Raw genomic sequence first — 24,514 nt, forward strand, 5'->3', positions numbered from 1 at the left:
CGGACTCTACCTCAAACTGGAGGAAGAAGCGGCTCTCAGGTCAGAACCGAGCGACCGCCCGCATGTCCTCCGAGAGCCTTGCGATGTCACGTTCGAAGACATCGACGATGAGCCAGACTTGAGACAGATCCGCGACTGAAAATGCGAGTGCCCCAGGTTGCAGATACATCCCATCGGCCGCGTTCAGAGCGATCACAACACCATTCTGAGGCGCTACAATTTCAACATTGCGGACAAGTTCGCCTCCGGCTTCAATTTCGGCGATCTGACGCGCTGACATGCCATGGCTCATCAGCTTGTTGCGAGCCGCGTCCAGAATGCGGGGGTCGCCAGCTTCCACAGCGCGCACCAAATCGCCGGTTGCTGCAGCAATCAGTGGTGAGAACAATTCGAACAGGACTTGGTCCCCGCGCACGATGTCACCCACCGCGCGCACCTTGAGGTCCTCGATCCAGCCTTCGACGCGGGTGTGCACGTGGCTGGTGAGGTGTTCGTCATAGCCGACAAAACCAGCGGTCTCGATCCGCGGCGCGACCTCCGTCATGCGTGAGAGCGCAGTCCGCACGCCAATTGCGTTTATTTCAGCCGCGTCCAATGTGACTTCCGAAGGATCGCCTGACGGCTCTTCGCCCTCATAAACGGGAACCAGATCCATCCCCATGGGCGATTTTCCCGGACCAGGTTGCCGGAAGTTGGGGTCCATGGGTGCCACCCAATACAGGATCTCAGGTCCGTCGGGTCCGACGATGTTCGCTGGATTGAGGTAGAACCTCTCAAGTGCAATTCCGCCCGCGGTGCCGCCCGCCAAGGCTAGGATCGCGAGAGCCGTATAGCGTCCACGCATTGAAACCTCCTGACAGCCGAGCCGCGAGGGACCGGCCCGAAATTCAAGAACGACCCGAGCCATTCGAGGGCTCGGGCCGGCAAGAAACTGTCAGGAAAACCGAGGAGGTCGTTCGGGTAGTGCAGTTTGTATCGAAGGTCCGACCACTTGGACGATTGACTGAGCGCAGGCGCTTATGCCGTGATCCGTGGATGCCAAAACCTCTGAGTGTTGCAACTCGGAAAGACAGCACGCCGAAACGTGGCAGTTAGACGCCACACTCGTATCTGGCTCACAGCATTCTGCTTCAGAGTCAGCTGGTGACATATGGTGCAATGAGTGCGCCATCGATCCATGATCGGATGCGGCAAAGGCGACACTTCCATTGGTTTCGTGGTTTGAATGCTCCACCGCGCCAGCCGCAGCGATGCCGGAGATCATGAGCGCTATGCACATGATCAGCGTCGTCAGCCGCTTTGCTGAGAAGCTATACGCAAACCTTTTCATACTTGGGAAATAGATTCTGCAACGAGCCGAGACAATTAGATTTTGCGTAATCGCACACTAACGACGCTGTTGATGCTCGTCGAAGCGCGTTTGTCACTGGCAACTGGTGCCCAAAAGACACTTGGTCTTTTTTTTGCGAAAGGTAATGTGTCGGGTAGAGAAGGTGCGGCACGGGTCGCGTCCCCACCGCCACTATCACCCTTTCGAACCCGTTCATACGCCCGCACGAGGCGGCTTTTCTCCTATTTTCGAAGGCGTTTGACCACACGGTCGCGGAGGTCGCGTTCGGCTTTCACGAAACGGCGGAATTTCTCCAGCCGAGAGTTCCAGCAACGGGCAGCCGAGCAACCGACCTTGCTGACGGAAGTGGCGGCGGCCGCCGAGATTCTGGCGGACGACGCAGTGATTAAGAGGGCAGGTGCGGGCCACCTACCTTCCATGACCCGCAGCAGGTTCACCCGCGCAGGAGTGGACTAACGAAGCCATCGGGCTTCACGGCGAGGACCGGACATTCGAGGCTGTTGATGATGTTCTCCGCCGTGTTGCCGATGAACACGCCGCTCAGCCCGGTCCGCGCCACGGTGCCCATCACGACGAGGTCGGCGGCAAGCTGTCGGCTTTGGTCATGTATCACCGTCTCCGGCGCCCCCCGCGCCAGGCGCGAAAGCAGTCGGGGCCCTTGGCCTATTTCGGTTCGGACCTGCGCAAGGAACTTGTTCATCGCATCGTGCCGGGCGTCGAGGATTTCGTTGACGTACCGATCGGCGGAGATGCGTGCATCGCTCTCACCGGAAAACGCCCAGATCATGCCCTGGCCGATGGCTTCCCAGGCGTGGAGAACAATGACCTCGGCGTCCGGTGCATCCGCGACCATGCAGGCCGCAGCGACCACGCGCCGGTTCAAAGCCGCCAGCGTCTCCGGCTCAGCTGCGTCCCAGACATCCAGATCGACCGCAGCCAGAACGCGCCTGGGGCTCTTGGATGCCGTCGGTGTCTGCAGCCACACAGGGCATGGGCACTTGCGCAGCAGATGCTGGTCGGTGCTGGCGAAGAGGAAACGGTCGATCCCGGAGAGCGGTTCGGCCTTCTTGACGACGAAATCGCATTCCGATCTGGCGACGTGCCGGATGATCTCCAGGTAGGCTTTGCCAACCGCCACGGAGAGGTCGAGTGGGGTGTCATGCATAGTCGCATCCAGCCTTGCACGAACCTCCTCGCGGGTCCGCTCGACGGCTTCTTCGATCAACCTGCCGGGATCCTCACCAGATAAGCGGGAGAGGATGGAGAGATCATGCGGGGGTTCCACGCAGGCAATAACCTCAAGCGAAGCGCCCAGCGTATCGGCCAGCGTCAGCGCGCTCTGGAGGGCGATCTGCACCTCGCTCGCGTCCGCGACCGCCAGGATCTTCCGCGGTTTGCCCGGTCCCGTCGTCATGTTGGCAATTCCTTCTGGCCTTCGGCGTCCGCCACGACGCACTCGGGCGCTCGCGCATCGTCCGTGATCATCTTGGCCGCCGCAAAGGCGGCGTCGCGATAGGGCATCAGGACGAGGTCCGCCCGTTCCGCCTGAAGCGTCATAGCGGTGGTATCCCGATGCGCCGCCACCGCGATCTTGCCATCGAAGCCGAGATCGCGCACGGCCCTGAGGAGCGCATGGCGTGGATCGTCATGGGTCAGGCCGGTGTCGTGTTCCGGCACGGCCATGACCAGCCATTCCGCACGGGCAAGCGGCAGGTGGCCGAGAAACTCCGGATCCGTCGCATCGCCGAACAGAACGTCGAAGCCCTGGGCGCGGGCGTGGCGTACGGCTTCGGGGCTGAAGTCGACACCAAGGATGCTGCGGCCGCTGTCGCGCAGCGCTGATGCGATGCCCAGCCCATAACGGCCAAGGCCGAACAGAATCACGTCATGGGCGAGGGCGGTGCCGGGACCGACTCCGTCCTCCGCTTTCGGGTGGCGGCGCTCGAAGACGCCGAGCACCGGCTCGAAGAGCCCGTAGAGCTGGTGGGAATACGTGATCATGTAGGTCGATGCGGCGATGGTCACGAGCCCGACGAGCGTGACCAGACCCAAGGCATCTTCTGCAACATGCCCGATGGCCACCCCCATCGCCATGAAAATCAAGGAAAACTCGCTGATCTGCGCGACGGTCAGCCCGGCAAGAAATCCGGTTCGCTTGCGGTAGCCCATGGCGCCCATGATCGCGAGCACGATCAGCGGGTTGCCGATCAGCACGAAGAGCGACAGCACGATGGCCGGACCAATGCTCGCCCCCAGAACCGACAGATCCAGCGAGGCCCCGAGCGCAATGAAGAAGAACAAGAGCAGAAAGTCACGGAGCGAGGCGAGCCTCGCGGCGATCGCCTCGCGGAACGGGGTCGAGGCGAGCGAGACACCAGCCAAAAGGCCGCCAAGCTCCTTGCCGAACCCAAGATAATGGCCGACTGCGGCCAGCAGCGCGGCCCAGCCGATCGCGAAAGAGACCAGAAGCTCCGGGGCGCGCGACAGCCGTTCGACCAGCGGGGTGGCCACGTAGCGGATGAAGATGACCACGAACGCCAGCATCCCGATACCGTAGCCCAGAACGCGCAAGACCTCGGCCAGTGCGTTCTCTCCTTCCGCGGCGGCGCCCCCCACGCCGATGGCCGACAGAGCGATCATGGCCACCACGACGACGATGTCCTGCACGATCAGGAAGCCGAGCGCGATCCGCCCATGCAGCGCGTCGATCTCGCGCTTGTCGGACAGCAGCTTCACGATGATGATCGTGGACGAGAAGGTCAGCGCAATCGCGACATAGATCGCGGTCAGCGCGTCGAGCCCGAGTGCCAGTGCGATCAGGAAGCCGAAGACCGTGGTGAAGATCACCTGTCCGAGCCCGGTGACGAGCGCCACCGGCCCAAGCGTGCGCACCAGATTGAAATCGAGCTTGAGGCCCACGAGGAAGAGCAGGAGGGCAATCCCAAGTTCGGCCAGAAGGTCGATCTGCTCATCTGACTGCGCGACGTCCAGCAATGAGGGGCCGGCGAGGATACCCACGGCGATGAAGCTCACGATCAGCGGTTGGCGCATCAGGAGGCCGAGAAAACCGACCCCGGCCGCCAGGACGAGCAGGGCGGCGATTTCATAGAAGATATAGCCTTCAATGGCTGTGATCATGTCGCTCGCTTTCGTTCGGAGTCATATGCCTCACATCGTCATCACGATCCGGCCTTCGATCCGGCCCTGTTCCATCTGGTCGAAGATGCCGTTGATATTGTCGAGGCTGTCGGTTGCGTAATGCGAGGCGACCATTCCCTCGGCCGCGAAGGAGAGGCTCTCGGCGAGGTCGGCGCGCGTGCCGACGATGGAGCCACGGATCGTCTTGCGGTTGAGGACCACGTCGAAGATGTTCAAAGGAAAGTCGCCTGGCGGCAGACCGACGAGGCTCATCGTTCCGCCGGGCGCGAGCATCCCCACGCCCTGTGAGAACGCGGTGTTCGAGACGGCCGTAACAAGGACGCCCTCGGCCCCGCCAAGCCGCGCGACCTCGGCCACCGGGTCCTGCGTCGCGGCGTTGATGGCAACGCCCGCGCCGAGGTCGCGGGCCAGGGCGAGCTTGTCCTCGGCCACGTCGACGGCGATCACATGCAGACCCATCGCGCGCGCGTACTGCACTGCAAGGTGCCCAAGTCCGCCGATGCCGGAAATCACGACGGTCTGGCCTGGGCGCAGGTCGCATTCCTTCAGCCCCTTGTAGACCGTCACACCGGCGCACAGGATGGGGGCAGCAGGCGCGAAATCGAGCTTGTCGGGCAGATGTCCGACATAGGTCGGATCCGCTTCCACATACTCCGCGAACCCGCCATTGACCGTGTAGCCGGTGTATTCCGGCTCCGTCCGGCAGAGCGTCTCCCAGCCCGTGACACAGGCGGTGCAATGCCCGCAGGCGTGATGCAGCCAAGGCACGCCCACCCGGTCGCCTTCCTTGACCGACGTGACATTGTGCCCGACCTCGACCACCACGCCCACGCCTTCGTGGCCCGGAATGAAGGGTGGCTCGGGCTTGACCGGCCAGTCGCCGCGCGCCGCGTGCAGATCGGTGTGGCAGACCCCGCAAGCCTCTATTTTCACCACGATATTGCCGTCCGTGACGGTCGGTTTCCGGACTTCACGGATCTCCAGCGGTTTCGTGAAATCGGTGACGAGAGCGGCCTTCATCATGGACATCGGAATTCTCCTTTCAGGGGTTCAGGGATCGTGGGACAGCCGGGCGCGATCCGCGCAAAACGCGTTTCTCGATTTCAAGGACCAGGAGCAGCAGAGGTCCGATTGCGACGATGGTAAGGCCCTGCACCAAGCTCAGAGGTCGCGTGTCAAAGAAGGCCTCCATGAACGGCGCGTAAGTGAAGGCGAGTTGCAGCAGCGTGACCGCCGCTATCGCGAATATCACGGGCCGCGTGCCGAGGATGGCGCGCAGCGACAGCGATGTCGTGTTGAGGAACCGCACCGAGAAGAGGTAGAAGATCTCCATAACCACCAGCGTGTTGACCGCCATGGTGCGCGCCTCTTCCAGGCTCGCCCCTTGGGCCTGCGCGAGCGTGAACATCCCGAAGATGCCCGACGAGAACAGTACCGAGACGAACCCGACCCGCCAGAGCACGAAGCGCGACAGGATCGGTTCGTCCGCGCGCCGCGGGGGGCGGCGCATGATGTCGGGCTCCGGACCCTCGAAGGCCAACGCCATCGCCAGCACCACGGAACTCACCATGTTGACCCACAAGACCTGCACCGGCGTGATGGGCAGCGTGAGGCCAAGCAGCAGCGCCAGGATCAGCGCAAGCGCCTCGCCCCCGTTCACCGGCAACAGGAACACGATTGCCTTCTTCAGGTTGTCATAGACCGTGCGCCCCGCGCGTACGGCCTCCGCGATGGTCGCGAAATTGTCGTCTGCGAGAACAATCTCGGCGGCTTCCTTGGCCGCCGCCGTTCCCGTCCGGCCCATGGCTACGCCGATATCCGCACGCTTGAGCGCCGGTGCGTCGTTCACGCCATCGCCGGTCATCGCCACCGCCGCACCGCCGGCCTGCAATGCCTCCACCAGGCGCAGCTTGTGCTCCGGGCTGGTGCGGGCGAACACGTTGATCCGCGCCGCCGCGCGCCTCAGGTCATCATCGCCAAGCCTGTCGATCTCCGCGCCCGTCAGCACCTCGCCCGCATTTTCCAGCCCCAGCGACCGGGCGATGGCGGATGCGGTCCCTGCATGATCACCGGTGATCATCTTCACTCGGATGCCGGCCGCATGGCACTCCGCCACCGCGGCGACGGCCTCTTCGCGCGGCGGGTCGATCAGTCCCAGAAGGCCGAGCAGCGTAAGGTCGCCGTCGACCTCGCCAAAGCTCAGCGTCCGCTGCGCCGGATCTGCCTTACGTGTAGCGATGGCAAGCACGCGCTGCCCGCTGGCGGCAATCTCTTCCGCGCGCCTGACCCAGTATTCAGGGTCAAGCGGCTCGCGGTTGTTCCCCTCGCCGTACTGCGACGCGCACATGGCGATCACACGCTCGGGCGCCCCCTTCACATGGATTGCGGCGCCCCCCTCGCGGTCAAGGTGCAGCGTGGCCATGAAACGGTGCGCGGCATCGAAGGGGATGGCGTCGGCCCGAGGATTGGCCAGCCGCAGGGCGTCCGGCTCATGCCCGGCCTTCCACCCGAACGAGACCAGCGCGCCCTCCATCGGGTCGCCGGTAACCGACCAGGTCCCGCGGATCTCGGCGATATCGGCGTCGTTGCACAAGATGGCTCCGCGCGCGAGGGCACCCAGCAGCGGATAGACCGAAACGTCGATGTCGCGCCCCTCCAGCGCGACGTTGCCACATGGCCCGTAACCCGCGCCGGTCACGTGAAACAGACGCCGCGCTGTCGCGACTGACGCCACCGTCATCTCGTTCCTTGTGAGTGTGCCCGTCTTGTCCGAGCAGATCACCGATACCGACCCCAGCGCCTCGATCGCCGGCAGGCGGCGTACGATGGCCCGCCGCGCCGCCATGCCCTGCACGCCGATCGCCAGCGTCACGGTCAGGATGGCCGGCAGACCCTCCGGAATAGCCGCTACCGATAGGCCCACGACCGCCATGAAGATGTCCCTGAAAGACATCCCGCTGCCGAAGTATCCGAACATGAGGATAAGGGTCGCGATGGCAAGAATGGCCAGCGTGATGGTGCGCGCGAAGCCCTCCATCTGCCGCAGGAGCGGCGTGGTCGTCGTCTCGACCGTTTCCAGCATCCCGCTGATGCGGCCGATCTCGGTTTCGGTTCCGGTTGCGACAACAATGCCTCGGCCGGCACCGGCCGCGACAAGCGCGCCGCTGAACGCCATCGACCGGCGGTCACCCAGCGACGCGTCCTGATCGACCGGCGTTGTCGACTTGTCGACCGGGACGGACTCGCCGGTCAGCACTGCTTCCTGAATGCGCAGCCCATAGGACGCGATGACCCGCAGGTCCGCAGGCACCCGGTCCCCCGGCTCGAGCGCCACGATGTCGCCACGCACCAGCTCCTCCGCCGGCACCAGCACGCGACGACCGTCCCGGAGCACGCGCGCCTCGGGGGCCAGCATGTTTTTTATGGCCGACAGCGCCTGCTCGGCCTTGCCTTCCTGCACGAAGCCGATGATCGCATTGACGCACACAACCGCGAGGATAACCCCGGTGTCTACCAGATGCCCAAGCGTTGCGGTCACAGTCGCCGCCGCAAGCAGAACGTAGATCAGAAGGTTGTGAAACTGGCGCAGAAAGCGCGCAAGCGGACCCGCCCGCGGTGGCTCAGGAAGGCGGTTCGGCCCGTCGGTTCGCAGCCGTTCCGCCGCAACCGCGGACGAAAGCCCGGATGTCTCACCGTCGACGAGGCTCAACACCTCCTCGACGCTGCGTTCATGCCACTGCGTTTTGGCCGGATCGCGCTCTGTGGCGATCTCGGACGCGATCGCGGAGATACCTGCGCGGTGGATCGTCAATGCGACTCCGCTCCCGACCCCGTTTCATCCCGCCCGCTCGGCTCACGCGTCGCGCGTTCGTTGACGAAGGCTTCAAGGTCCTTCACCGCCACACGGAATTCCCGGCCCAGCTTCACGGCGCGAAGCTCCTGCAAGTGAATCCAGCTGCGAACAGTCTGCTCGCGCACCTTCAAGAGCTCCGCGATCTCCTGTGTCGTCAGAAACGGCTTGCTCAGCATACTTCACCCTTGGTCACACCGGATCAAAGTCCATAATACAGACCCAAAGAGGTCTGGATATCCTGAATCAGTCTCAAAGAAGATAAATCGCTGTAAAAGAGGTTCAGAAGTCTTCTCCTAGCGTGAGACCATCGGCACTGAAGTGTCACGCTGAGGTTGGCCAGTCTTCTGGCCTTGTGACAGGAGTGAACTAGGGATTCACTGTTTGAATCCAGTGTGATAACTTATGAGCATCAGCAGGTGGTCCCCTATGAAATACCAGACTAGGGACTGGCCTTTGGAAAACACGGCTCGGAAGCAACGCGGCTCCCTATCGATCTGGCTTGATCCCAAGATGAATGGCACGCACCCGGAACCGGCAAGCGCGGCCGTCAGCCTGAGTTCTCCGTTGCGACCGAGCAGGTTTGCCTGACGATGAAGGCGCTGTTTCTGACCTGAGACCCGTCTCCTCCTCCAGTTTGAGGTAGGGTCCTTCGCCACGAAGGAGACGGACAGAATGCAGAGATCACGGTTCAGCGAGGAGCATATAATCGCGATCCTGAAGCAGCAGGAGCGCTGCGGGGCTACGGCAGACGTGTGCCGCGAACACGCGATCAGCTCGGTGTCGTTCTACAAGTGGAAGGCCAAGTTCGGCGGGCTCGAAGTGTCGGACACGCAGAGACTTAAGACGCTCGAGGACGAGAACGCGAATGCCTCACGGCGCGAGCATGTGATCGCCAAGTCACCGAGCTACATACCGGGCTTGCGGTGCTCAACCGCTATCCCGCTTTTGGCTTACCCGTCAAAGAGCCCGCAGGATATGCCCAGCAGGGGAAGTGGGTAGTGCGCCCAAACCCCGATTCGTGCAACAAGGCCAGCCGGCGTTCCCCTGAAGACCGTGTAATCGACGAACTCAGCGATCCGGAGGATCGCATTGCTGGCAATGTTGTTTCAGCCGTGGATGAAGACCAGCATTTCGCGGCTGTATCGGGGACGTTGGGCGAGGTGCCGGTCGATCTCGTCGGCGAAGGCGTGCACTGTCCCGTAGAGGGTCGGGTTGACCAGTGCGAACTCGGTCCTGGGGTCCGGTGCCAGGGTCAGCGGGCGTTCGAGCGCGCCCAAGACATGGGCCGGGGGAACCGTGACATCCACCGAGGACAGGCCAAGATCGAGGCTGCGGTCCTCGGAGAGAAAGGCCCCGTGACCTCGGACGCGGCGCGGGTGGTGACGATGAAGACCCGGTGTTCGGTCAGCCCCTCGAGCGCCTGGGCCGGAACGGACGGATTGGCGATGCCCACGAGATCGAAGGCCTTGCCGCAAGTCGGGAGGATCCCCAGCAACAGGATGGCTGCCCATCGCCGGCTGCTGCCGGTCCGGACGGCGCGCAGCCGCCGGATGCCCCCGTTTTTCCACAGCTCGCCGATCCTCCGATGCCGCGGTCTGCGGGGCCGCGTCCGGGACACGGCCCCGCGGTCGTTCAGTCGCTCGCACGCTTGCGCGCGTCCTCGAGCGTGGCGATGTCGGCCTCGGTCAGTTGCGGCTGGTCCACCTTGATCGTCAGCTTGTCCAGTCTCGCGGTCAGGGCGAAGGGCGGCATGTAGTCGGCGTCATGCACGCCGGTCAACGTGTCGGAGCCGATGTCGAAGGCTTCGTCCCATTGCAGGATGACCGGGATGGTCTGCTTCATCTGCCGTGTATCCACCGCGACCCCGTTCACCTTGAGCGTTCCGGTGCCGCCCTGTCCCATGCCACTGGTGCTGCCATAGGCCAGCGTCCCCGCGCCGAGACCGTCATATTGGAACTCGAACGCGACGGTGTGCTGGCCCGGCGGCAGCGCGTCGGGGGCTTCCCAGCGGACCCTGTCGAGGTTCAGCAGGTTCCAGGTGAAGACCGGCTTGCCGTCCTTGAGGTAGAAGCCGTAGCCCGCGAAGCGCCCGCCGGAGGTCACGATCATCCCTTCCGCGCCGCCTTCGGGCACCTCGATCTCGGCGGTGATCGTGTAGGAGGCGTTCAGGATGCTCGGGGAATCACCCTGCGGCAGGCCGGTCATCGGCCGGGTATAGACGAACTCGGTCCGCCCGGCGGTGATGTTGGGCCGGGGTTGCGCAAGGCGCGAGGTGACCGAGGCATCCATCGGGAAGACCTGGTATTTCTCCGCCTCCGCGATGAACAGCGCCTTGAGTTCCTCGACCTTGTCGGGATTGGTCGCGGCCAGGTCGATTTGCTGGTTCATGTCCGTCGTCAGGTCATAGAGTTCCAGAACCTGGTTGTTGAGCGGGTCTGGGTTCGGGACGCCCGGTGTCTCCCACGGCATGCGGTTGACCTTGGTCGCCAGCAGCCAGCCCTCGTGATAGAGCGCCCACTGGCCCATCATCTCGAAATACTGGGTCTTGCGGGGGCTGGGCGCGTCGGCATTCGCGGCCTCGAACAGATGGGCGAAACTCGTGCCCTCGATCGGATGTTGCAGGATGCCGTCCACCTCCAGCGGCGCGTTGATCCCGGTCACCTCCAGAATGGTCGGCACCACGTCGATCACATGCAGGAACTGGTCCCGCAGGCCGCCCTTGTCGTCGATGCCGTTCGGCCAGGAGACCACCATGTTCTGGCGCACGCCGCCCAGCCGGTTGGCGTTCTGCTTGAAATAGTCGAAGGGCGTGTCGAAGGCCCAGGACCAGCCCGCCGACATGTGGTTGTAGGTGTCTTCGGTGCCCCAGACGTCATACCACTGCATCTGGACCTCGATGGGCATCTCGGCGATGCCGTTGAACCAGGCGACCTCGTTCGGCGTACCCACGGGGCCACCTTCGGCGGAGGTACCGTTGTCGCCGTTGATGTAGATCACCAGCGTGTTCTCAAGCTCCCCCAGCGCGTCGATGGCATCGATCACGCGGCCGATCTCGTGGTCCGAGTAGGAGGCATAGGCGGCGAACACTTCGACCTGGCGGACGAACAGTTTTCGCTCGTCATCGGAGAGTTGCTCCCATTTCCGGATCTTGTCCTCGGGCCAGGGGGTGAGCGTGGCGTCCTGCGGGACAAGCCCCAGCTTCTTCTGGTTCTCGAAGATCGTCGCGCGCAGCGCCTCGTAGCCGTCGTCGAACAGGTTCATCGCCTCGATCTTTTCAACCCATTCCGGGGTGGGGTGATGGGGCGCGTGGGTGGCGCCGGGGGCGTATTTGACGAAGAACGGCTTGTCCGGGGCGATCTGGTGCAGGTTCGTGATATGGGTGATCGCGTCATCTGCCGTCGCGGTGATCAGGTTCCACCCCGGCTCGGCATCCTCGAACGGGTAGATCGGCGTGGTGTTGCGATACAGGTTGGGCTGCCACTGGTTCGCATCGCCGCCAACGAAGCCGTAGAAATACTCGAACCCCATGCCGATCGGCCATTGATCGAACGGGCCGGCGAGGCTGGTCTGGAAGGCGGGCGTGTTGTGGTTCTTGCCGAACCAGGAGGTCGCGTAGCCGTTGTCCCGCAGGATCCGCCCGATGGTCGCCTTGTCCTTGGTGATAACGGAGTTGTAGCCGGGAAAGCCGGTCGAGGATTCGGAAATCACGCCGAAGCCCACGGTGTGGTGGTTGCGCCCGGTGAGAAGCCCGGCCCGCGTCGGCGAGCACAGCGCCGTGGAATGGATGGCGGTGAACCGCAGCCCTTCGTCCGCCAGTTGGTCCATCGTGTCATGGGGGATCACGCCACCGAAGGTGCTCGGCACCCCGAAACCCGAGTCGTCCGTGATGATCAGCAGGATGTTCGGTGCGGTCTCCGGGGCGACGATGCGGGGCGGCCACCAGGGCTCTGAGTCCCTGGCCGTCTGGGCGATCTGTCCGCCGAACGCCTCGGGCGGCGCGGGCAGTTGCCGTCCGTCGATCACGGCGGTCGCGTTGGGTGCGCCCGAGACAGCCGCCGTGTCGGCCCAGGCCGGGGAGACCAGCGTGAGCAGACCGGCGAAAGCGGTCGCCAGGTTCGTCTTTGTGTGGAACATGGTGTCGTCCTTTCCTTGAGTGGGGTTTCGCGCCGAAGCGTGGCCCGGCGCCGCCCGGCGCCGCCCGGGGGCGTGCCGATACCGTGTGTCGTCAGAATCGGTAGGCGGCGCCGAAGACCACGCCGGATTGGGAGAACGAGAACCCATTCTCCGCAGTGTCGTGGTCGACCGAGATGTACCTGTAGCCGCCGCGCAGAACCCAGTTCGGGGTCAGCGCGTAATCCGCCGTCAGCAGGGCCTGCCAGGTTTCGCTGTCGCTGCTGAAGCCGCCGTAATCGACAAAGGCCGTGCCGGACCAGCGCTCGGTCATGGCGACCCGTGCCCGGAGACCGACCACCGGATCGATCCAGTCATCGTCCAGGCGCCGGGTCTCGTCCGACGCTTCGGGGCGCCTCAGGGTCAATTCGGTGTCGGTGCTGAACCACCGGACACCGGCTGCCATGTCCAGTTGAACGACCGGGGTTTCGTGGACCCGGTAGGTCACGTACCCGCTCAGGATCTGGGTCGTCAGATCGCTATCGAGGGTCCCGTTCGGCGTCGCGTTCCCGAATGACAGGCTCGTATAGAGGTAGTCGAGATAGGCGCCCCATCGACCATTGGAAGCCCCGAACGCGCCCATGAAGGCAAGATCGAGGTTCTCCAGGGCATCTGCAAAGCTCAAGCTGCCATTAACGGAGCCATCCGGGGTGCTGAGCCCGGTCTTGGTCTCCGGAGTGAAGAGGTAGACCGTCGCCTCATATGACCAGTCGCCCTGCTGCGCCGAGGCCGCCGTCGCCGACATGGCAAGCATGGCGATTGCGGCGAAGTGGTGGTGTCGTTCCATGGCTCTTGTCCTTCCGGATTGGTCGAGATCCCCGTCACCTCGGCAAGGGACCTGACGGCCGCTCGCAGGTCGGCATGCGCGGGCAAGGGGCGCCGCGCTTGGCGGGGTGGGCGTGCCCACGCGCGGCAACGCGGTTCGAGCCCTCGTGCCGCCTGGGCACCGAGGCAATCGTGGTATCATTTTCGTCCTCCCGCTTGCACGTGAGGCATGCAAGCCTGTCGACCTCGCGGTACGGCGGGCACGATCCCATGCACGCGGTCGGCCCTCGCGGTCCAGGGCCCCAGCATTGTCGCGGGCTTGTGAAAGCGCAATTGATACAGATCAAGGCATAACGCCGGATTTACCATTTGGGGCCATGGCAAGATGCGGTTAGGCTGCGCGCATGACAGCATCCCGGTCCATTCCCCTCATTCGCGCGGCCGCCATCGCGCCGATGCGCCGCTGGCTGGCCGAGCAGGCCCAGGATGCAGGACCGCTGCTGGCGCGTGCCGGGCTCGACTGGGTGCCCGAGGACAATCCGCTTGTGCCGATCCCCCTGCGGGCCGGCATCCGGTTTCTCGTCGAGATCGCGCGCGTGGCCGGGCCCGACGCGCCCATGCGCATCGCGCGCGAACGGGGCGTCTTCGAAATCGGTCCAATCGGCAGCCTCGCCCTGGCCGCGCCGACCGTGCGCGCGGCGCTGCACACCATTGCCCGAAACATGCCGCGCCATTGCACTCACGAGTTCTTCACGGTGGAGGATTGTCCCCAGGGCGTGCGTATCGGCGATGGCTGGGCCATCAATATCGGCGATGCCGAGGCGCGCCACCACGTTCAGCAATACGTGGCGGCCCTGGTGGAGGGGATCTGCCATGTCTCCGGGGCATCCGGTGATAGCCTCGCGCGCGTCATCATGATCCCGCACCCGACATTTGCACTCGGCCATCTCCGGCCATGGCTCGGCGACCGGGTGATACCGGGCGCAGCCCGACCGCTGATGGTCGAGATCCCGGACGCGGTTGCGGATCGCCCCATGCCGGCCGGGGAGGGCCGGGACCCCGGGCAAGACTGGCTGCCCATCCGCGCCGGCGCGACGCTGTCCGACAGCATCGGAACGCTGGTGGAAAGCATGCTGGCCCAGACGCCACCGTCCATCGAGCGGGTCGCGAGCGCCGCAAGCCTGAGCCCCCGCACCTTGCGACGCCGCCTTGCCGACGAGGGGACCACCCTGTCCGAGATCGTCGACCGAACGCGCGCCAGACTGGCCATCGCCCAGCTTGCCAGTGACCGCCCGCCTCCGCTGGGCGCACTTGCGCAAGAGCTGGGATATGCCCACCAGTCCGCCCTGACGCGCGCCGCCAAGCGCTGGGGCGTTCAGATCGCTTCCTCAAAGCACAACATGGAGGGAGGATAGCATCTGGCGGTCGTTCAACCTCGGTCCGATACCAACTGCAATCCACCTCAACCTCGATTCCCATGCGCAAACCATTGCGACTTGTCTGGACTTTCGCGGCGTTGCCGTCGGCAGCGCCCGATGCGAAGCACTTGGGAGCGATCGGGCCTTTCTGAGATATGGGCGAAGTCTCGGTCCTGCGATCTCCACCGTGCCGCTCTACCAACCCTAGGGTCAGGGCTCATAACCAATGTGTGACGGTTGCCGCGAGGCCGAGAGCAAGGCTTGTCGCTCCAGCGCTTCCAACGGTTCTAGAGCGTCTTGTGCGGACCATAGGCGGTGGAGGCATCCCGCCACCGCAAGCCATTGCGATTGATGAAGATAATCCCGCTCAGCACACGCCGATCATCGACCCGTGGTTTGCCGTGTGACTTGGGAAAGAAACGCTCAAGACGCGCCATTTGCGCATCCGTCACCCACAAGAGATCAGACATGTTCACCGCTCGGTTTGTGGACCGTCAAGCATGCCGCCAAGCGGAAATCAATGGATCCTGACCCTAGTGCAGGGCAGGTTGAAGGGTGTTACACTGGCGTGATGTCGACCCCGGTCTCGCGGTGGGTGAGCCATTTGCGGAAAGGGGCACTCGGTGTCGGGATTTCGTGTGGCCGGACAGAGTGTGTTCAGCTGCGGTCTGATCGGAAAACGGACCCAACAAGCATCGCGGTACAGGGGCTGATCGAATTGCTGCAAGATATTGCCCGTGCGGTGGTCGTTACGAAACCGCGCCTGTCCGTCCGACAAGAGCTCCGCGCGGCAGGCTGAAGGTAGGCCGCTGCGATAATGCGTTTTATCCGCACAACATCTAGGGTCTGCAGACGCTGCGGGTGTGCCTCGGGCGCGCTTTGTCTCGACGCTCAAGCTGCCCGCCGCAGTGCTGGACCATAACTGTAAGCTGTCTGCGATAGATAGGCATCTTGTGTCTTCGCCCCACGCGCTCCGGGCTGATCCGGATCAATGCAGCCTGTCCGCATCCGGGGTGATATTCCAGAAGTGATCGTGCCAACCGTGCCGGGGCGTCTGCCGCGATGCGGGAGCGGCGCTGTTGATGACTGGAAAAGCGGAGGCGTGGATCAAAGAGGGGAGGTACGCGCATGGCTCTGATCCTGATCCTGATCCTGGTCGTGGTCGCTGCACTTGTGGTCAGCCTGCTTGTCTGGCGGCAGCGCGACCATCAGGCGGACCGGGCCGAGATGGCGCGGCTCATCGCGTTGCAACCCGCGGATCCGCCGTGCTTCTCGGTCGACATGCTCGCCGGGTTGCCCGAACCCGCCCGTCGTTTCTTCACCTTCGCCATCGCAGAGGGCACGCCCCTGCGCACCGTGGCACGGATCGAGATGACCGGGCAGTTCGGGATGGGCGACAAGGCCAAGCCCAACTACCTGCGGATGCAGGCAACCCAGGTGCTCGCCGCGCCCGAAGGCTTCGTCTGGGCCATGTCGGGCGGGTCCGGCGCCTTGCGGTTGTCCGGGTCTGACAGCGGAAAGTGGACGCGCTTCTGGCTCCTGTGTGGCCTCCCGGTCGCGCGGTTCGGCGGCAATGGGGACCACCGGCGGTCGGCCTTTGGGCGCTACGTGGCCGAGGCAATCTTCTGGACCCCTGCGGCCGTCCTGCCGGGGCCCAACGTGACGTGGGCGCATGTTTCGCAAGACGTCGCGCGCATGACCATGCGCCACGAGAATATGGAGCAATCGGTCGAGCTGACCCTGGCCGAGGACGGCCGACCGCTGCAGGTCTCTTTTCTGCGCTGGAGCGATGCCAACCCCGAGAAAGCCTACCGGCTGCAGCCCTTCGGCGGCTACCTGTCCGAGTTCCGGGTCTTCGACGGCTTCCGGCTGCCGACCCATGTCGAGGCCGGCAACATGTTCGAGACCGACGCGTATTTCCCGTTCTTCCGCGCCGACGTCACCGCCATCAGCTTTCCGGAGCCGGACCGTTGATCGCCGTGGTTCTGCTCTTTCAGGTCGCGATCCCGCTCGTGCTGCTGGCCTGGTTGTGGCTCCGGCCTGCGCGCAGTCTCGTCGGGCTGGTAGGGCAGGTTGCGGGCACGGGAGCGTTTCTGTTCGCGCTCAGCCTCGTCGCCCAATGGGCGCTGCCGGTCTGGTGGCTGCCACGGGTCTATGGGGGGATCTGGCTCGCGGCGGTCGGTGTCGCCCTTGGCGTCCGGCCCGGTCTGCGCGGACTGCCGCGCTGGCCCCTGCGGGGCAGGGCCTGGAGCGAGGCCGCGGTTTCTGCCCTGTTGCTCGGTCTTGGCGTCTGGTTCGGCACGCAGGCACTTATGGGGCGCATGGTGCCGGAGGTCGGCGTCGTCGACATCGCGACCCCGTTCGGCGCCGGGCATGTTCTGGTCGCCAGTGGCGGTGCGCACCCGCTGATCAACGCCCATATGCGCACCCTGGATGACAGCGTGGAGCGGTACCGCCCCTGGCGCGGCCAATCCTATGCCATCGATTTTCTCGGGATCGGCCCTTGGGGGCTGCGAGCGCAGGGCTGGCGCCCCGTGGACCCGGCGGCCTATGCCATCTTCGGCACCCCGCTCGTTGCGCCCTGCGCGGGCATCGTGGTCTCTGCGGAGACCGACATGCCCGATTTCGACATCCCGCAACAGGATACCGTGAACCGGCTGGGCAACCACGTGATCCTGCGCTGCGGGGAGGCCGACATCGTGCTGGCCCATATGCGCCAGGCAAGCGTGTTGGTGCAGCGCGGCGACCGGGTTGAGGCGGGCGATCCGCTCGGGCAGGTCGGAAATTCCGGCGCTTCGACCGAGCCGCATCTGCATATCCACGCACAACGACCCGCCGTCGCGGGCGCACCGCCCCTTTCGGGCGACCCGCTCGGCCTGCGGATCGACGGGCGTTTCCTTGTGCGCGGGGACCGGCTGCGGAGTTTGGCCGGATAACGCGGGGCGCAGCGCGCGCCTTGGCCACGCCCCCCGCCGCCCCGACCCCGAACGGCCCGGGTCCGGGACCGCGTCCGACCCTACCGGCGCGGATCCTGCCATGGCTCGGCCCGGTCGCGCGCCGCGTCCGGGAGGACTGCGGTTACCGCCCCCTGCGGCGTGAACATCGTCCCCCGGGTCCACCACACAACGCCCGCCGTGATCACAACCAGCAACCAGGTGTCCCAGGGCTGTGCGTCGGGCCAGAACGGGTTGATCAACTGCCAGTGAAACAGCACCGGCAGAAGCAGGCTTCCCCGCGCGGCGTTGAAGATCGGCGTGACGAGGATTGCCAGGGTGATGTTGCCGATCAGGAAGGGCAGGAAGCTCCAGTTCTCATAGACCACCCCGGCGAGATAGAAGGCCGGCAGGTGCCAGATGCCCCAGGCCGTACCGATGGCCGCGCCCGCCCAGAAAGGGGCCACATGGCGCTGCAAGAGCGGCATGGCCACGCCTCGCCAGCCCAACTCCTCCACCGGGCCGAGGAACACCATCATGACCATCAACGCCACCAGCGGCCCCGCGCCCTCCGGGGGGCGCGGTGTCAGCAGCGGACCGCCCTTGATCAGCGACCCGGCAATGAAAACGAGCGGCAGGCCGAGCAGAATGAGCGCCCACCAGATCGGCGGGCAGCGCCACAGCAACAGACGCGAGAGAAACCTCCGCAGACCGCCAAACCCGGCGGCGAACAGAACCAGCAGGATGGCCGAGATCGCCGGGGCCCAGGTCGCCAGGAAATAGAGTGGATGGCGGCCGCTGATCGCGCCGAACCGCGCCGCCATGGCCTCGGGCCAAAAGATGTAGGCACCGATCACGCTCCAGGTGATTGCGAAGGTGATGACAAGGAACGCAACGAGATGCCCGGCCCCGAGCGCTGCCTCTTGCCGATTTTCTGAGCAGGCCATCGACTACTCCCCCGGACACTGAAACCACGCACAGCCTAACCGTTTGTCCCAAGCCGAGCGTTGTCCGGGATCAACCCGTAATCGAAGGTATTCCCGGCCCCGAGGCGGCCAACCGGCGGACCCCGGCGCGGTTCACATCGCCGGGCGGGCGGTGCCCTATCGCGCGGTGTGCCCGGGCAGCAGTGCGGGGCGTTCGTCTTTGGCCTTTCGCGGGACGGACCGACGGGGCCGAGGCGCCGTCGCTCGGCACTCCGCCCGCGACTGACCGGCTTTGACACCCCGGGGGCCGGGGGGCAACCCTCCGGCTTGTACCCCGCGTCGCCCGGCCCCTGTGCGCCGAACCACACGCCCGCTCAGCCATCCCCGAGCGCCCGGACCGCGGCATCGCGGCTGGCATGCAGGCTGGCGGCCTCGGTCGGGCCGGAGGGCAACGCAAGATAGGCGCGCCTCGGTGCCAGGGTCACCGGGTCGTTGCCGGTCAGGCTCAGGACGTGTCCTTGCGCGGGCGTGCGGTCTTCGACCGCCCAGACCTCGTCCTCAGCAGGATCGAAAAACAGCATCCCCGCCCCAAAGCGGGGCAGGGCGGCCAGCATTTCCGCTTGCAACGATCGCGCGCCCTGCCGACCCGGCAGCACAGGCCAGGACAGGTCCGCGTCCGTCATCACGAACACCTCCGCCGGGCGCCCGGCCCCGGCACAACCCAGCAGCCGCGCCTGCGCCGGCACCTCCACTCCCGGCGGCACCGCGGTCTCGGGCAGGCAGGTCAGCGGCGTCAGGCGTGCCGCCTCCTGGGGAACGCCGGCACAGCCCGCCGCCCACAGCAGCACGCCCGCCCCGACCAGCGGGGCCCGGAGATGCGCAAACCCGGTCACATGCCCAACGCGGCCTGGGTGTTCGGCCCGACGATGCCGTCCACCGTCAGCCCGTTGACCCGCTGGAACTCCATCACCGCCGCGCGCGTCGCGGGCCCGAAGGCACCATCCACATCGAGGTCGAGCCCCAGTGCGAGGTTCAGCGCCTGCTGCAAATCCTCGACGATGCGGCCCCGGTCGCCGAAATCGATCAGACCGTTGTCGAAGACAGCACTGCCCGAGGACAGCTTGCCCTCGTCGGCCCATTGCCGGATCAGCTGCTCGGACACCTCGAAATGCATGGCGTCCTCGGTGGGGAAGGCGGCCCCCCAGAAAAACCCGTGGGCATTGAAGATCTTGTAGATCCGCAGCAGCCCCTCCTGCGTGCGACCGTCGCCGCGCCGGTCGAGCTTGCCTTCCAGGGTCAGGTCGATCGCGGTCCCCCAGGAGTGGTTGGAAATCGCGGATCTGGAGTTGCGCACCAGGCGGCAGCAGAGCATGCCCACATGCCCCAGAGCGTCATAGACCTCTCGCTCCTGGCTGCGAATGTCCGACAGGATGTTGCGCAGGGTGTCGACCGCGGGTTTCAGCCCCGACACCCGGAACGGCCCCACGTCTTCCGTGGCGATCTGTGCAAGCACCGCCTGGTTAGTGGGCCAACGGCATTCGGTGTCGTATGTGCCGCGCGGATTGCCGATCAGCGATAACATGGTCGAATTGCGCGCGCCGGTCAGGGGACCATTGATGCTGCGTCGGTCGATACCCAGCGCGCTGAAGGTCACGGTTCTGGAAAGGCTCATGAAGATCTCCATTTGGTTCAAAAAGACTTTGGGCCCGAAAATGGCGTGTGCTGCGGTGAAAAAAGACCGCTGGTCACACTCGGGTGCCTAAATCCTAGCACAAAAGGAGGCAGCCTGCGAAGGCGTGGCATCTGCAAGCGGAATGAGCGCGTTGATTGGACGGCGTTAACCTATTCAGGAAGTTGAATGTTTCGCATGCGAAACAAATCTCTGGAAACCCTTGATCCCGCGCGATTTCGCGAAAAAATTTGTCGGCGATTTCAGGGGGCTGCCGGGCCTTGCGTTAACGATCCGGGGTTTCGCGGGGCTCGACTGCGTGTTGTGCCAGGGTTTCGAGCGACACCGCGTCCAGCGCGCGCAGGTGGGTCGCCTCCAGCCGGACTTTCGGCGCACAGCCCTCTTCGTGGGCCTGCTGGAACCGACCTGCGCACAGGCACCATTGATCCCCGGGCTTCAGGCCGGGGAACATGAATTCCGGTCGCGGCGTAGACAAGTCGTTTCCCACGTATTTGGAATAGGCGAGGAATTCGGCGGTCATGATCGCACAGACCGTGTGGTTGCCCTGGTCCATGGCCGAGGTGTCGCAGCATCCGTTGCGAAAGAACCCGGTCAGCGGGTCTTGGGAGCAGGGCTGCAGCACGCCGCCCAACACATTTACCGATTCAGCGCGTTCATATGCCATGGTGCAAGTCTAACGGCTGCGCCGCGCGGAACAAGCGGCTTGCGCGCGGATGGGGGCTCAGCGGAACTTGTCGACGAGCCTTTGCAGGGGGGAGCGGGTCTCTTCCTCCGGCGTGGCCTCCGGTTTCGCGGCGGGCGGGGGCTCGCGCGTGGCTTTTGCGGGTTTGTCGGTCTTCGGCGACCCGCCCGAGGATCGTGGCGGCGCGGTGCGCAGCGAAACCGCGTTCATGAACCGGCCCGTGTCGCCCGCGGCCAGCTCCGGCGCACCGTCCCCGATCCCGCGCAGCAGGTCATCGAGCCACGCCGCCTCCGCCTTGGCGAAATCGCTCAGCACATAGCCCGACACCCGATCCTTGTGGCCTGGATGCCCGATCCCGAGGCGCACCCGTTGATACTCGGGCCCGATATGGCCGTGGATCGACCGCAGCCCGTTATGGCCCGCATGCCCGCCCCCCGTCTTTACCCGGCACTTGCCGGGGGCCAGGTCCAGCTCGTCATGGAACACGATGACATCTTCCGGCTCCAGCTTGAAGAACCGCATCGCCTCGCCCACGGATTGGCCCGAGCGGTTCATGAAGGTCTCGGGCTTCAGCAGTGTGACCTTGGTGCTGCCGAACTTGCCCTCTGCCATCTGGCCGGAGAATTTCGTGCGCCAGGGCGAGAACCCGTGATCCGCCGCGATCTGGTCCAGCGCCATGAAGCCGATATTGTGCCGGTTGCGGGCATATTTCGGCCCCGGGTTGCCCAGCCCCACGAAGAGTTTCATTGCGTCTTCCCCTTGTCTCGCCGCGTGATAGCGTGGCGCGGCGCGAAAGGGTAGCCCAACCAAAGAGTCGCATTGCACGAAACGGGCAGTATTGGTAATAAGAATTTACCAATGCGAGGGAAGAGCATCATGCCGGTCATCACCGAAATCGAGGATCTCAAGCGGATCTACAAGCGGCGCGTGCCGAAAATGTTCTACGATTACGCCGAAAGTGGCAGCTGGACCGAGCAGACCTTTCGCGAGAACAGCTCTGATTTCGACCTGCTGAAACTGCGCCAGCGGATCGCGATGGACATGGACAACCGGTCCACAAAAACGACCATGGTCGGCCAGGAAGTGGCGATGCCCGTGGCCCTCGCCCCCGTGGGGCTGACGGGAATGCAGCACGCGGATGGCGAGATCAAGGCGGCCCGCGCCGCCGAGAAATTCGGCGTACCCTTCACCCTGTCGACCATGTCGATCTGTTCCATCGAAGATGTGGCCGCGCACACCGAGGCCCCGTTCTGGTTTCAGGTCTATACCCTGAAAGACGACGATTTCATGAAGCGGCTGTTCGACCGCGCCAAGGAGGCCAAGTGTTCCGCCCTGGTGATCACGGTGGATCTGCAACTGCTGGGTCAGCGGCACCGGGACCTCAAAAACGGCCTTTCGGCCCCGCCCAAGCTGACGCCCGCCTCCATCGCCAACATGATGACCAAGGTGCAGTGGGGCCTGGGGATGCTGGGCACGAAACGCCGGTTCTTCGGCAATATCGTCGGCCATGCCAAGGGTGTGACCGATCCCAGTTCGCTCAGTTCCTGGACGGCGGAGGCGTTCGACCAGTCGCTCGACTGGGAACGCATCAAGCAGTTCCGCAGCTGGTGGGACGGGCCGGTGATCCTGAAGGGGATCCTCGACCCCGAGGATGCGAAGATGGCGCTGAACGTGGGCGCGGATGCGATCGTTTGCTCCAATCACGGGGGGCGGCAACTGGACGGCGCGCTCAGCTCGATCCGGATGCTGCCGCAGATCATGGACGCGGTGGGCGACAAGATCGAGGTCCATCTCGACAGCGGTATCCGGTCGGGTCAGGACGTGCTAAAGGCCGTGGCGCTGGGCGCGCGCGGCACGATGATCGGCCGGGCCTGGACTTACGGGCTGGGCGCGATGGGCGAGGCGGGCGTGACCCGCGCGCTTGAGGTGATCCACAAGGAGCTCGATCTGTCCATGGGGCTGTGCGGGCGGCGCAATGTCGAGGATCTCGATGCCTCCAACCTGTTGATCCCCGAGGATTTCGCCACCCGCTGGAAGGCCAGCGCGTGAATTGACACGCGCCGCCCCGGCCCCCACTGTTGCGCGGCGAAAGGGGCCGGGATGCTGGTGTTTCACAACAAGAGACTGGTGATTTTCGCCGTGCCCAAGACAGGGAGCACGGCGCTCGAAGACGCGCTGGGTCCCCATGCCTCGCTGGCGATACAATCGCCGCCGTCGCAGCGGCACATGAACTGGGGCGCCTATGCGGCCCAATGGCAGCCGGTGCTGAAACGGATCTACGGCATCCGGCCCGAGGGCATGGCGGTGTTGCGCGAGCCGGTCGCGCGGCTGCGCAGCTGGTATCGCTACCGTGCCCAGGCGCAATTCGATGGGACGGAATGGTCCTGCGCCCATCTCGATTTCGACCGGTTCATCGCGGCCAGCCTCGCGCCCGACCCGCCGTCCTGCGCGCGGATCGGCTCGCAGGACAAGTTCGTGATGGGGGACACGGGGCAGGTCCAGATCGCGCATCTGTTCGATTATGCGCAGATGCCGGTGATGCTCGACTGGCTGAGTGCGCGGTTGGGGCGCGAGGTCGCCCTGGCGGCCCGGAACCGCTCCCCGGGCCTGCCTGCGCCGCTCGATCCGGAGCTCGAGGCGCGGCTACGCGCCGCCCGGGCCGCGGAATTCGACCTCTACGACCGTGTGGCGGCTTTGGGACACTTGCACACGCCCTGAGCGCGCATTTGGACCTTTCCAATCGGGTCCGGCTCGTCTATATCGCGCAGGTTCGCGGGCATACACCCTTGGAGGATGCCCTAATGCAACTGAAATTTAGGAGAAAGCTATGGCTGGAGAGATTCCGGATCTTGTAGCGGAACCGCGCGCGGGGACAGGCAAGGGGGCCGCCCGTCAAGCGCGTCGTGATGGATATGTGCCCGGTGTGGTCTATGGGGGCGGGGCCGATCCGCAGCCCATTCAGATCAAGTTCAACGAGCTGCTGCGGCGGCTCAAGGCGGGCCGGTTCATGGCAACCCTGTTCAACCTCAAGGTCGAGGGACAGGAAGACGTGCGCGTGATCTGCCGCAACGTGCAGCGGGACGTGGTCAAGGACCTGCCCACGCATCTGGACCTGATGCGTCTGCGTCGGACGTCGAAGGTGAACCTTTTCATTCCGGTGGAGTTCATCAACGAGGGTGCCGCCCCCGGCATCAAGAAGGGTGGCGTGCTGACCGCCGTGCGTCCCGAGGTGGAGCTGCGCGTGACCGCGGGCGACATTCCCGAGAGCATCACGGTCGACCTGACCGGGCTGGACATCGGCGACACGGTGACGATCAGTTCCGTCACCCTGCCCGAAGGGGCAACGCCGACCATCGACCGGGACTTCGTGATCGCCAACATCCAGGCGCCGTCGGGCCTGCGCTCGGCCGATAACGAGGCCGATGAGGAAGAGACCGAAGAGGCGACCGCCGAAGAGGTGTGATCTTCGGTCCCCTGGAACGACGAAAGGCAGCCCTTGGGCTGCCTTTTTCGTTGTGGGATGCAGTTGGCCGGCCCCTTGTTTCCTTGGGGCCGGCCGTTCGCGAC

At 64.8% G+C, this 24,514-nt stretch carries 20 protein-coding genes and 3 pseudogenes; 8 read left to right on the plus strand and 15 right to left on the minus strand.

Features of this window, described 5'->3' with window-relative positions:
* Positions 1-40: 40 nt before the first annotated feature.
* From PVW48_RS19865 to PVW48_RS19890, 6 genes are all read right to left on the minus strand, one after another.
* Positions 41-844, minus strand: a complete 804-nt coding sequence (locus PVW48_RS19865) for an efflux RND transporter periplasmic adaptor subunit (RefSeq protein ID WP_274582690.1) — start codon at positions 842-844, stop codon at positions 41-43.
* Positions 845-1,784: 940 nt separating this feature from the next.
* Positions 1,785-2,765, minus strand: coding sequence for a universal stress protein (locus PVW48_RS19870; RefSeq protein WP_274582692.1), 981 nt, complete (start codon positions 2,763-2,765; stop codon positions 1,785-1,787).
* Positions 2,762-4,489, minus strand: a complete 1,728-nt coding sequence (locus PVW48_RS19875; protein WP_274582693.1) for a cation:proton antiporter — start codon at positions 4,487-4,489, stop codon at positions 2,762-2,764. The genes PVW48_RS19870 and PVW48_RS19875 overlap by 4 nt, the downstream gene beginning before the upstream one ends.
* A 30-nt stretch (positions 4,490-4,519) precedes the next feature.
* Positions 4,520-5,539, minus strand: a complete 1,020-nt coding sequence (adhP, locus tag PVW48_RS19880; RefSeq protein WP_274582695.1) for an alcohol dehydrogenase AdhP — start codon at positions 5,537-5,539, stop codon at positions 4,520-4,522.
* Positions 5,540-5,552: 13 nt separating this feature from the next.
* Positions 5,553-8,321, minus strand: coding sequence for an HAD-IC family P-type ATPase (locus tag PVW48_RS19885; RefSeq protein WP_274582697.1), 2,769 nt, complete (start codon positions 8,319-8,321; stop codon positions 5,553-5,555).
* The gene (locus tag PVW48_RS19890; protein ID WP_012177610.1) at positions 8,318-8,539 is read right to left on the minus strand and encodes a helix-turn-helix domain-containing protein; all 222 of its coding nucleotides are present in this window, start codon (positions 8,537-8,539) and stop codon (positions 8,318-8,320) included. The genes PVW48_RS19885 and PVW48_RS19890 overlap by 4 nt, the downstream gene beginning before the upstream one ends.
* Positions 8,540-8,771: 232 nt before the next feature.
* On the opposite strand from PVW48_RS19890, the pseudogene PVW48_RS19895 reads away from it, so the two are divergent.
* Both PVW48_RS19895 and PVW48_RS19900 read left to right on the plus strand, forming a co-directional pair.
* Positions 8,772-8,968, plus strand: a pseudogene (locus PVW48_RS19895) (transposase); the annotation flags it as partial.
* Between the two features lie 67 nt (positions 8,969-9,035).
* Positions 9,036-9,239 (plus strand): annotated as a pseudogene (locus tag PVW48_RS19900) (transposase); the annotation flags it as partial.
* A gap of 230 nt (positions 9,240-9,469) precedes the next feature.
* Here the strand turns inward: PVW48_RS19900 and PVW48_RS19910 are convergent.
* The 3 genes from PVW48_RS19910 to PVW48_RS19920 form a co-directional block, all read right to left on the minus strand.
* Entirely contained in the window at positions 9,470-9,670 is a 201-nt protein-coding gene (locus PVW48_RS19910) for a hypothetical protein (RefSeq protein WP_274582701.1), read from the minus strand.
* Positions 9,671-9,995: 325 nt separating this feature from the next.
* Positions 9,996-12,497: an arylsulfatase gene (locus PVW48_RS19915; protein WP_274582703.1), complete on the minus strand. Its 2,502-nt coding sequence runs from the start codon at positions 12,495-12,497 to the stop codon at positions 9,996-9,998.
* A 91-nt stretch (positions 12,498-12,588) separates the two neighbouring features.
* Positions 12,589-13,320 carry an outer membrane beta-barrel protein gene (locus PVW48_RS19920; RefSeq protein WP_274582706.1) on the minus strand — a complete coding sequence of 244 codons (732 nt, stop codon included), beginning with the start codon at positions 13,318-13,320 and terminating at the stop codon, positions 12,589-12,591.
* 382 nt (positions 13,321-13,702) lie between these two features.
* On the opposite strand from PVW48_RS19920, the gene PVW48_RS19925 reads away from it, so the two are divergent.
* Positions 13,703-14,713 (plus strand): helix-turn-helix transcriptional regulator, encoded by a 1,011-nt coding sequence (locus PVW48_RS19925; protein ID WP_274582708.1) that lies wholly within the window; start codon positions 13,703-13,705, stop codon positions 14,711-14,713.
* 293 nt (positions 14,714-15,006) lie between these two features.
* Here the strand turns inward: PVW48_RS19925 and PVW48_RS19930 are convergent.
* Positions 15,007-15,186: pseudogene (locus PVW48_RS19930) on the minus strand (transposase); the annotation flags it as partial.
* Between the two features lie 658 nt (positions 15,187-15,844).
* On the opposite strand from PVW48_RS19930, the gene PVW48_RS19935 reads away from it, so the two are divergent.
* Together PVW48_RS19935 and PVW48_RS19940 are read left to right on the plus strand one after the other, a co-directional pair.
* Entirely contained in the window at positions 15,845-16,690 is an 846-nt protein-coding gene (locus tag PVW48_RS19935) for a DUF6544 family protein (protein ID WP_274582711.1), read from the plus strand.
* Positions 16,691-16,695: 5 nt separating this feature from the next.
* Positions 16,696-17,652: a M23 family metallopeptidase gene (locus PVW48_RS19940; protein WP_274582719.1), complete on the plus strand. Its 957-nt coding sequence runs from the start codon at positions 16,696-16,698 to the stop codon at positions 17,650-17,652.
* 80 nt (positions 17,653-17,732) lie between these two features.
* Here the strand turns inward: PVW48_RS19940 and PVW48_RS19945 are convergent, their stop codons facing one another.
* The 5 genes from PVW48_RS19945 to pth form a co-directional block, all read right to left on the minus strand.
* On the minus strand, positions 17,733-18,596 hold the full coding sequence (locus PVW48_RS19945; RefSeq protein ID WP_274582713.1) for a CPBP family intramembrane glutamic endopeptidase: 864 nt from the start codon (positions 18,594-18,596) through the stop codon (positions 17,733-17,735).
* A 353-nt stretch (positions 18,597-18,949) separates the two neighbouring features.
* Positions 18,950-19,423, minus strand: coding sequence for a hypothetical protein (locus tag PVW48_RS19950; protein ID WP_274582715.1), 474 nt, complete (start codon positions 19,421-19,423; stop codon positions 18,950-18,952).
* A gap of 41 nt (positions 19,424-19,464) precedes the next feature.
* Positions 19,465-20,247, minus strand: a complete 783-nt coding sequence (locus PVW48_RS19955) for a peptidoglycan-binding protein (protein ID WP_012177622.1) — start codon at positions 20,245-20,247, stop codon at positions 19,465-19,467.
* A gap of 283 nt (positions 20,248-20,530) precedes the next feature.
* Positions 20,531-20,929 carry a DUF2237 family protein gene (locus PVW48_RS19960; protein WP_012177623.1) on the minus strand — a complete coding sequence of 133 codons (399 nt, stop codon included), beginning with the start codon at positions 20,927-20,929 and terminating at the stop codon, positions 20,531-20,533.
* Positions 20,930-20,986: 57 nt separating this feature from the next.
* Positions 20,987-21,694: an aminoacyl-tRNA hydrolase gene (gene pth, locus PVW48_RS19965; protein WP_012177624.1), complete on the minus strand. Its 708-nt coding sequence runs from the start codon at positions 21,692-21,694 to the stop codon at positions 20,987-20,989.
* A gap of 129 nt (positions 21,695-21,823) precedes the next feature.
* Between pth and PVW48_RS19970 the strand changes: the two genes are divergently transcribed.
* The 3 genes from PVW48_RS19970 to PVW48_RS19980 all read left to right on the plus strand — a co-directional run bounded on the left by PVW48_RS19970 (position 21,824) and on the right by PVW48_RS19980 (position 24,410).
* Positions 21,824-22,996 carry an alpha-hydroxy acid oxidase gene (locus PVW48_RS19970; protein ID WP_274582717.1) on the plus strand — a complete coding sequence of 391 codons (1,173 nt, stop codon included), beginning with the start codon at positions 21,824-21,826 and terminating at the stop codon, positions 22,994-22,996.
* A 51-nt stretch (positions 22,997-23,047) separates the two neighbouring features.
* Positions 23,048-23,665 (plus strand): hypothetical protein, encoded by a 618-nt coding sequence (locus PVW48_RS19975; protein ID WP_274582718.1) that lies wholly within the window; start codon positions 23,048-23,050, stop codon positions 23,663-23,665.
* A gap of 109 nt (positions 23,666-23,774) precedes the next feature.
* Positions 23,775-24,410 carry a 50S ribosomal protein L25/general stress protein Ctc gene (locus PVW48_RS19980; RefSeq protein WP_012177627.1) on the plus strand — a complete coding sequence of 212 codons (636 nt, stop codon included), beginning with the start codon at positions 23,775-23,777 and terminating at the stop codon, positions 24,408-24,410.
* Positions 24,411-24,514: the final 104 nt, after the last annotated feature.

The sequence above is a fragment of the Dinoroseobacter sp. PD6 genome (assembly GCF_028807315.1).
Taxonomy (GTDB): Bacteria; Pseudomonadota; Alphaproteobacteria; order Rhodobacterales; family Rhodobacteraceae; genus Dinoroseobacter; species Dinoroseobacter shibae.

Excerpts from the sequence above, each read along its gene's own strand:
- PVW48_RS19865 (WP_274582690.1), bottom strand. The coding sequence starts at position 844 with ATGCGTGGACGCTATACGGCTCTCGCGATCCTAGCCTTGGCGGGCGGC.
- PVW48_RS19870 (WP_274582692.1), bottom strand. The coding sequence starts at position 2,765 with ATGACGACGGGACCGGGCAAACCGCGGAAGATCCTGGCGGTCGCGGAC.
- PVW48_RS19875 (WP_274582693.1), bottom strand. The coding sequence starts at position 4,489 with ATGATCACAGCCATTGAAGGCTATATCTTCTATGAAATCGCCGCCCTG.
- adhP (WP_274582695.1), bottom strand. The coding sequence starts at position 5,539 with ATGTCCATGATGAAGGCCGCTCTCGTCACCGATTTCACGAAACCGCTG.
- PVW48_RS19890 (WP_012177610.1), bottom strand. The coding sequence starts at position 8,539 with ATGCTGAGCAAGCCGTTTCTGACGACACAGGAGATCGCGGAGCTCTTG.
- PVW48_RS19915 (WP_274582703.1), bottom strand. The coding sequence starts at position 12,497 with ATGTTCCACACAAAGACGAACCTGGCGACCGCTTTCGCCGGTCTGCTC.
- PVW48_RS19920 (WP_274582706.1), bottom strand. The coding sequence starts at position 13,320 with ATGGAACGACACCACCACTTCGCCGCAATCGCCATGCTTGCCATGTCG.
- PVW48_RS19925 (WP_274582708.1), top strand. The coding sequence starts at position 13,703 with ATGACAGCATCCCGGTCCATTCCCCTCATTCGCGCGGCCGCCATCGCG.
- PVW48_RS19935 (WP_274582711.1), top strand. The coding sequence starts at position 15,845 with ATGGCTCTGATCCTGATCCTGATCCTGGTCGTGGTCGCTGCACTTGTG.
- PVW48_RS19945 (WP_274582713.1), bottom strand. The coding sequence starts at position 18,596 with ATGGCCTGCTCAGAAAATCGGCAAGAGGCAGCGCTCGGGGCCGGGCAT.
- PVW48_RS19955 (WP_012177622.1), bottom strand. The coding sequence starts at position 20,247 with ATGAGCCTTTCCAGAACCGTGACCTTCAGCGCGCTGGGTATCGACCGA.
- PVW48_RS19960 (WP_012177623.1), bottom strand. The coding sequence starts at position 20,929 with ATGGCATATGAACGCGCTGAATCGGTAAATGTGTTGGGCGGCGTGCTG.
- pth (WP_012177624.1), bottom strand. The coding sequence starts at position 21,694 with ATGAAACTCTTCGTGGGGCTGGGCAACCCGGGGCCGAAATATGCCCGC.
- PVW48_RS19970 (WP_274582717.1), top strand. The coding sequence starts at position 21,824 with ATGCCGGTCATCACCGAAATCGAGGATCTCAAGCGGATCTACAAGCGG.
- PVW48_RS19975 (WP_274582718.1), top strand. The coding sequence starts at position 23,048 with ATGCTGGTGTTTCACAACAAGAGACTGGTGATTTTCGCCGTGCCCAAG.
- PVW48_RS19980 (WP_012177627.1), top strand. The coding sequence starts at position 23,775 with ATGGCTGGAGAGATTCCGGATCTTGTAGCGGAACCGCGCGCGGGGACA.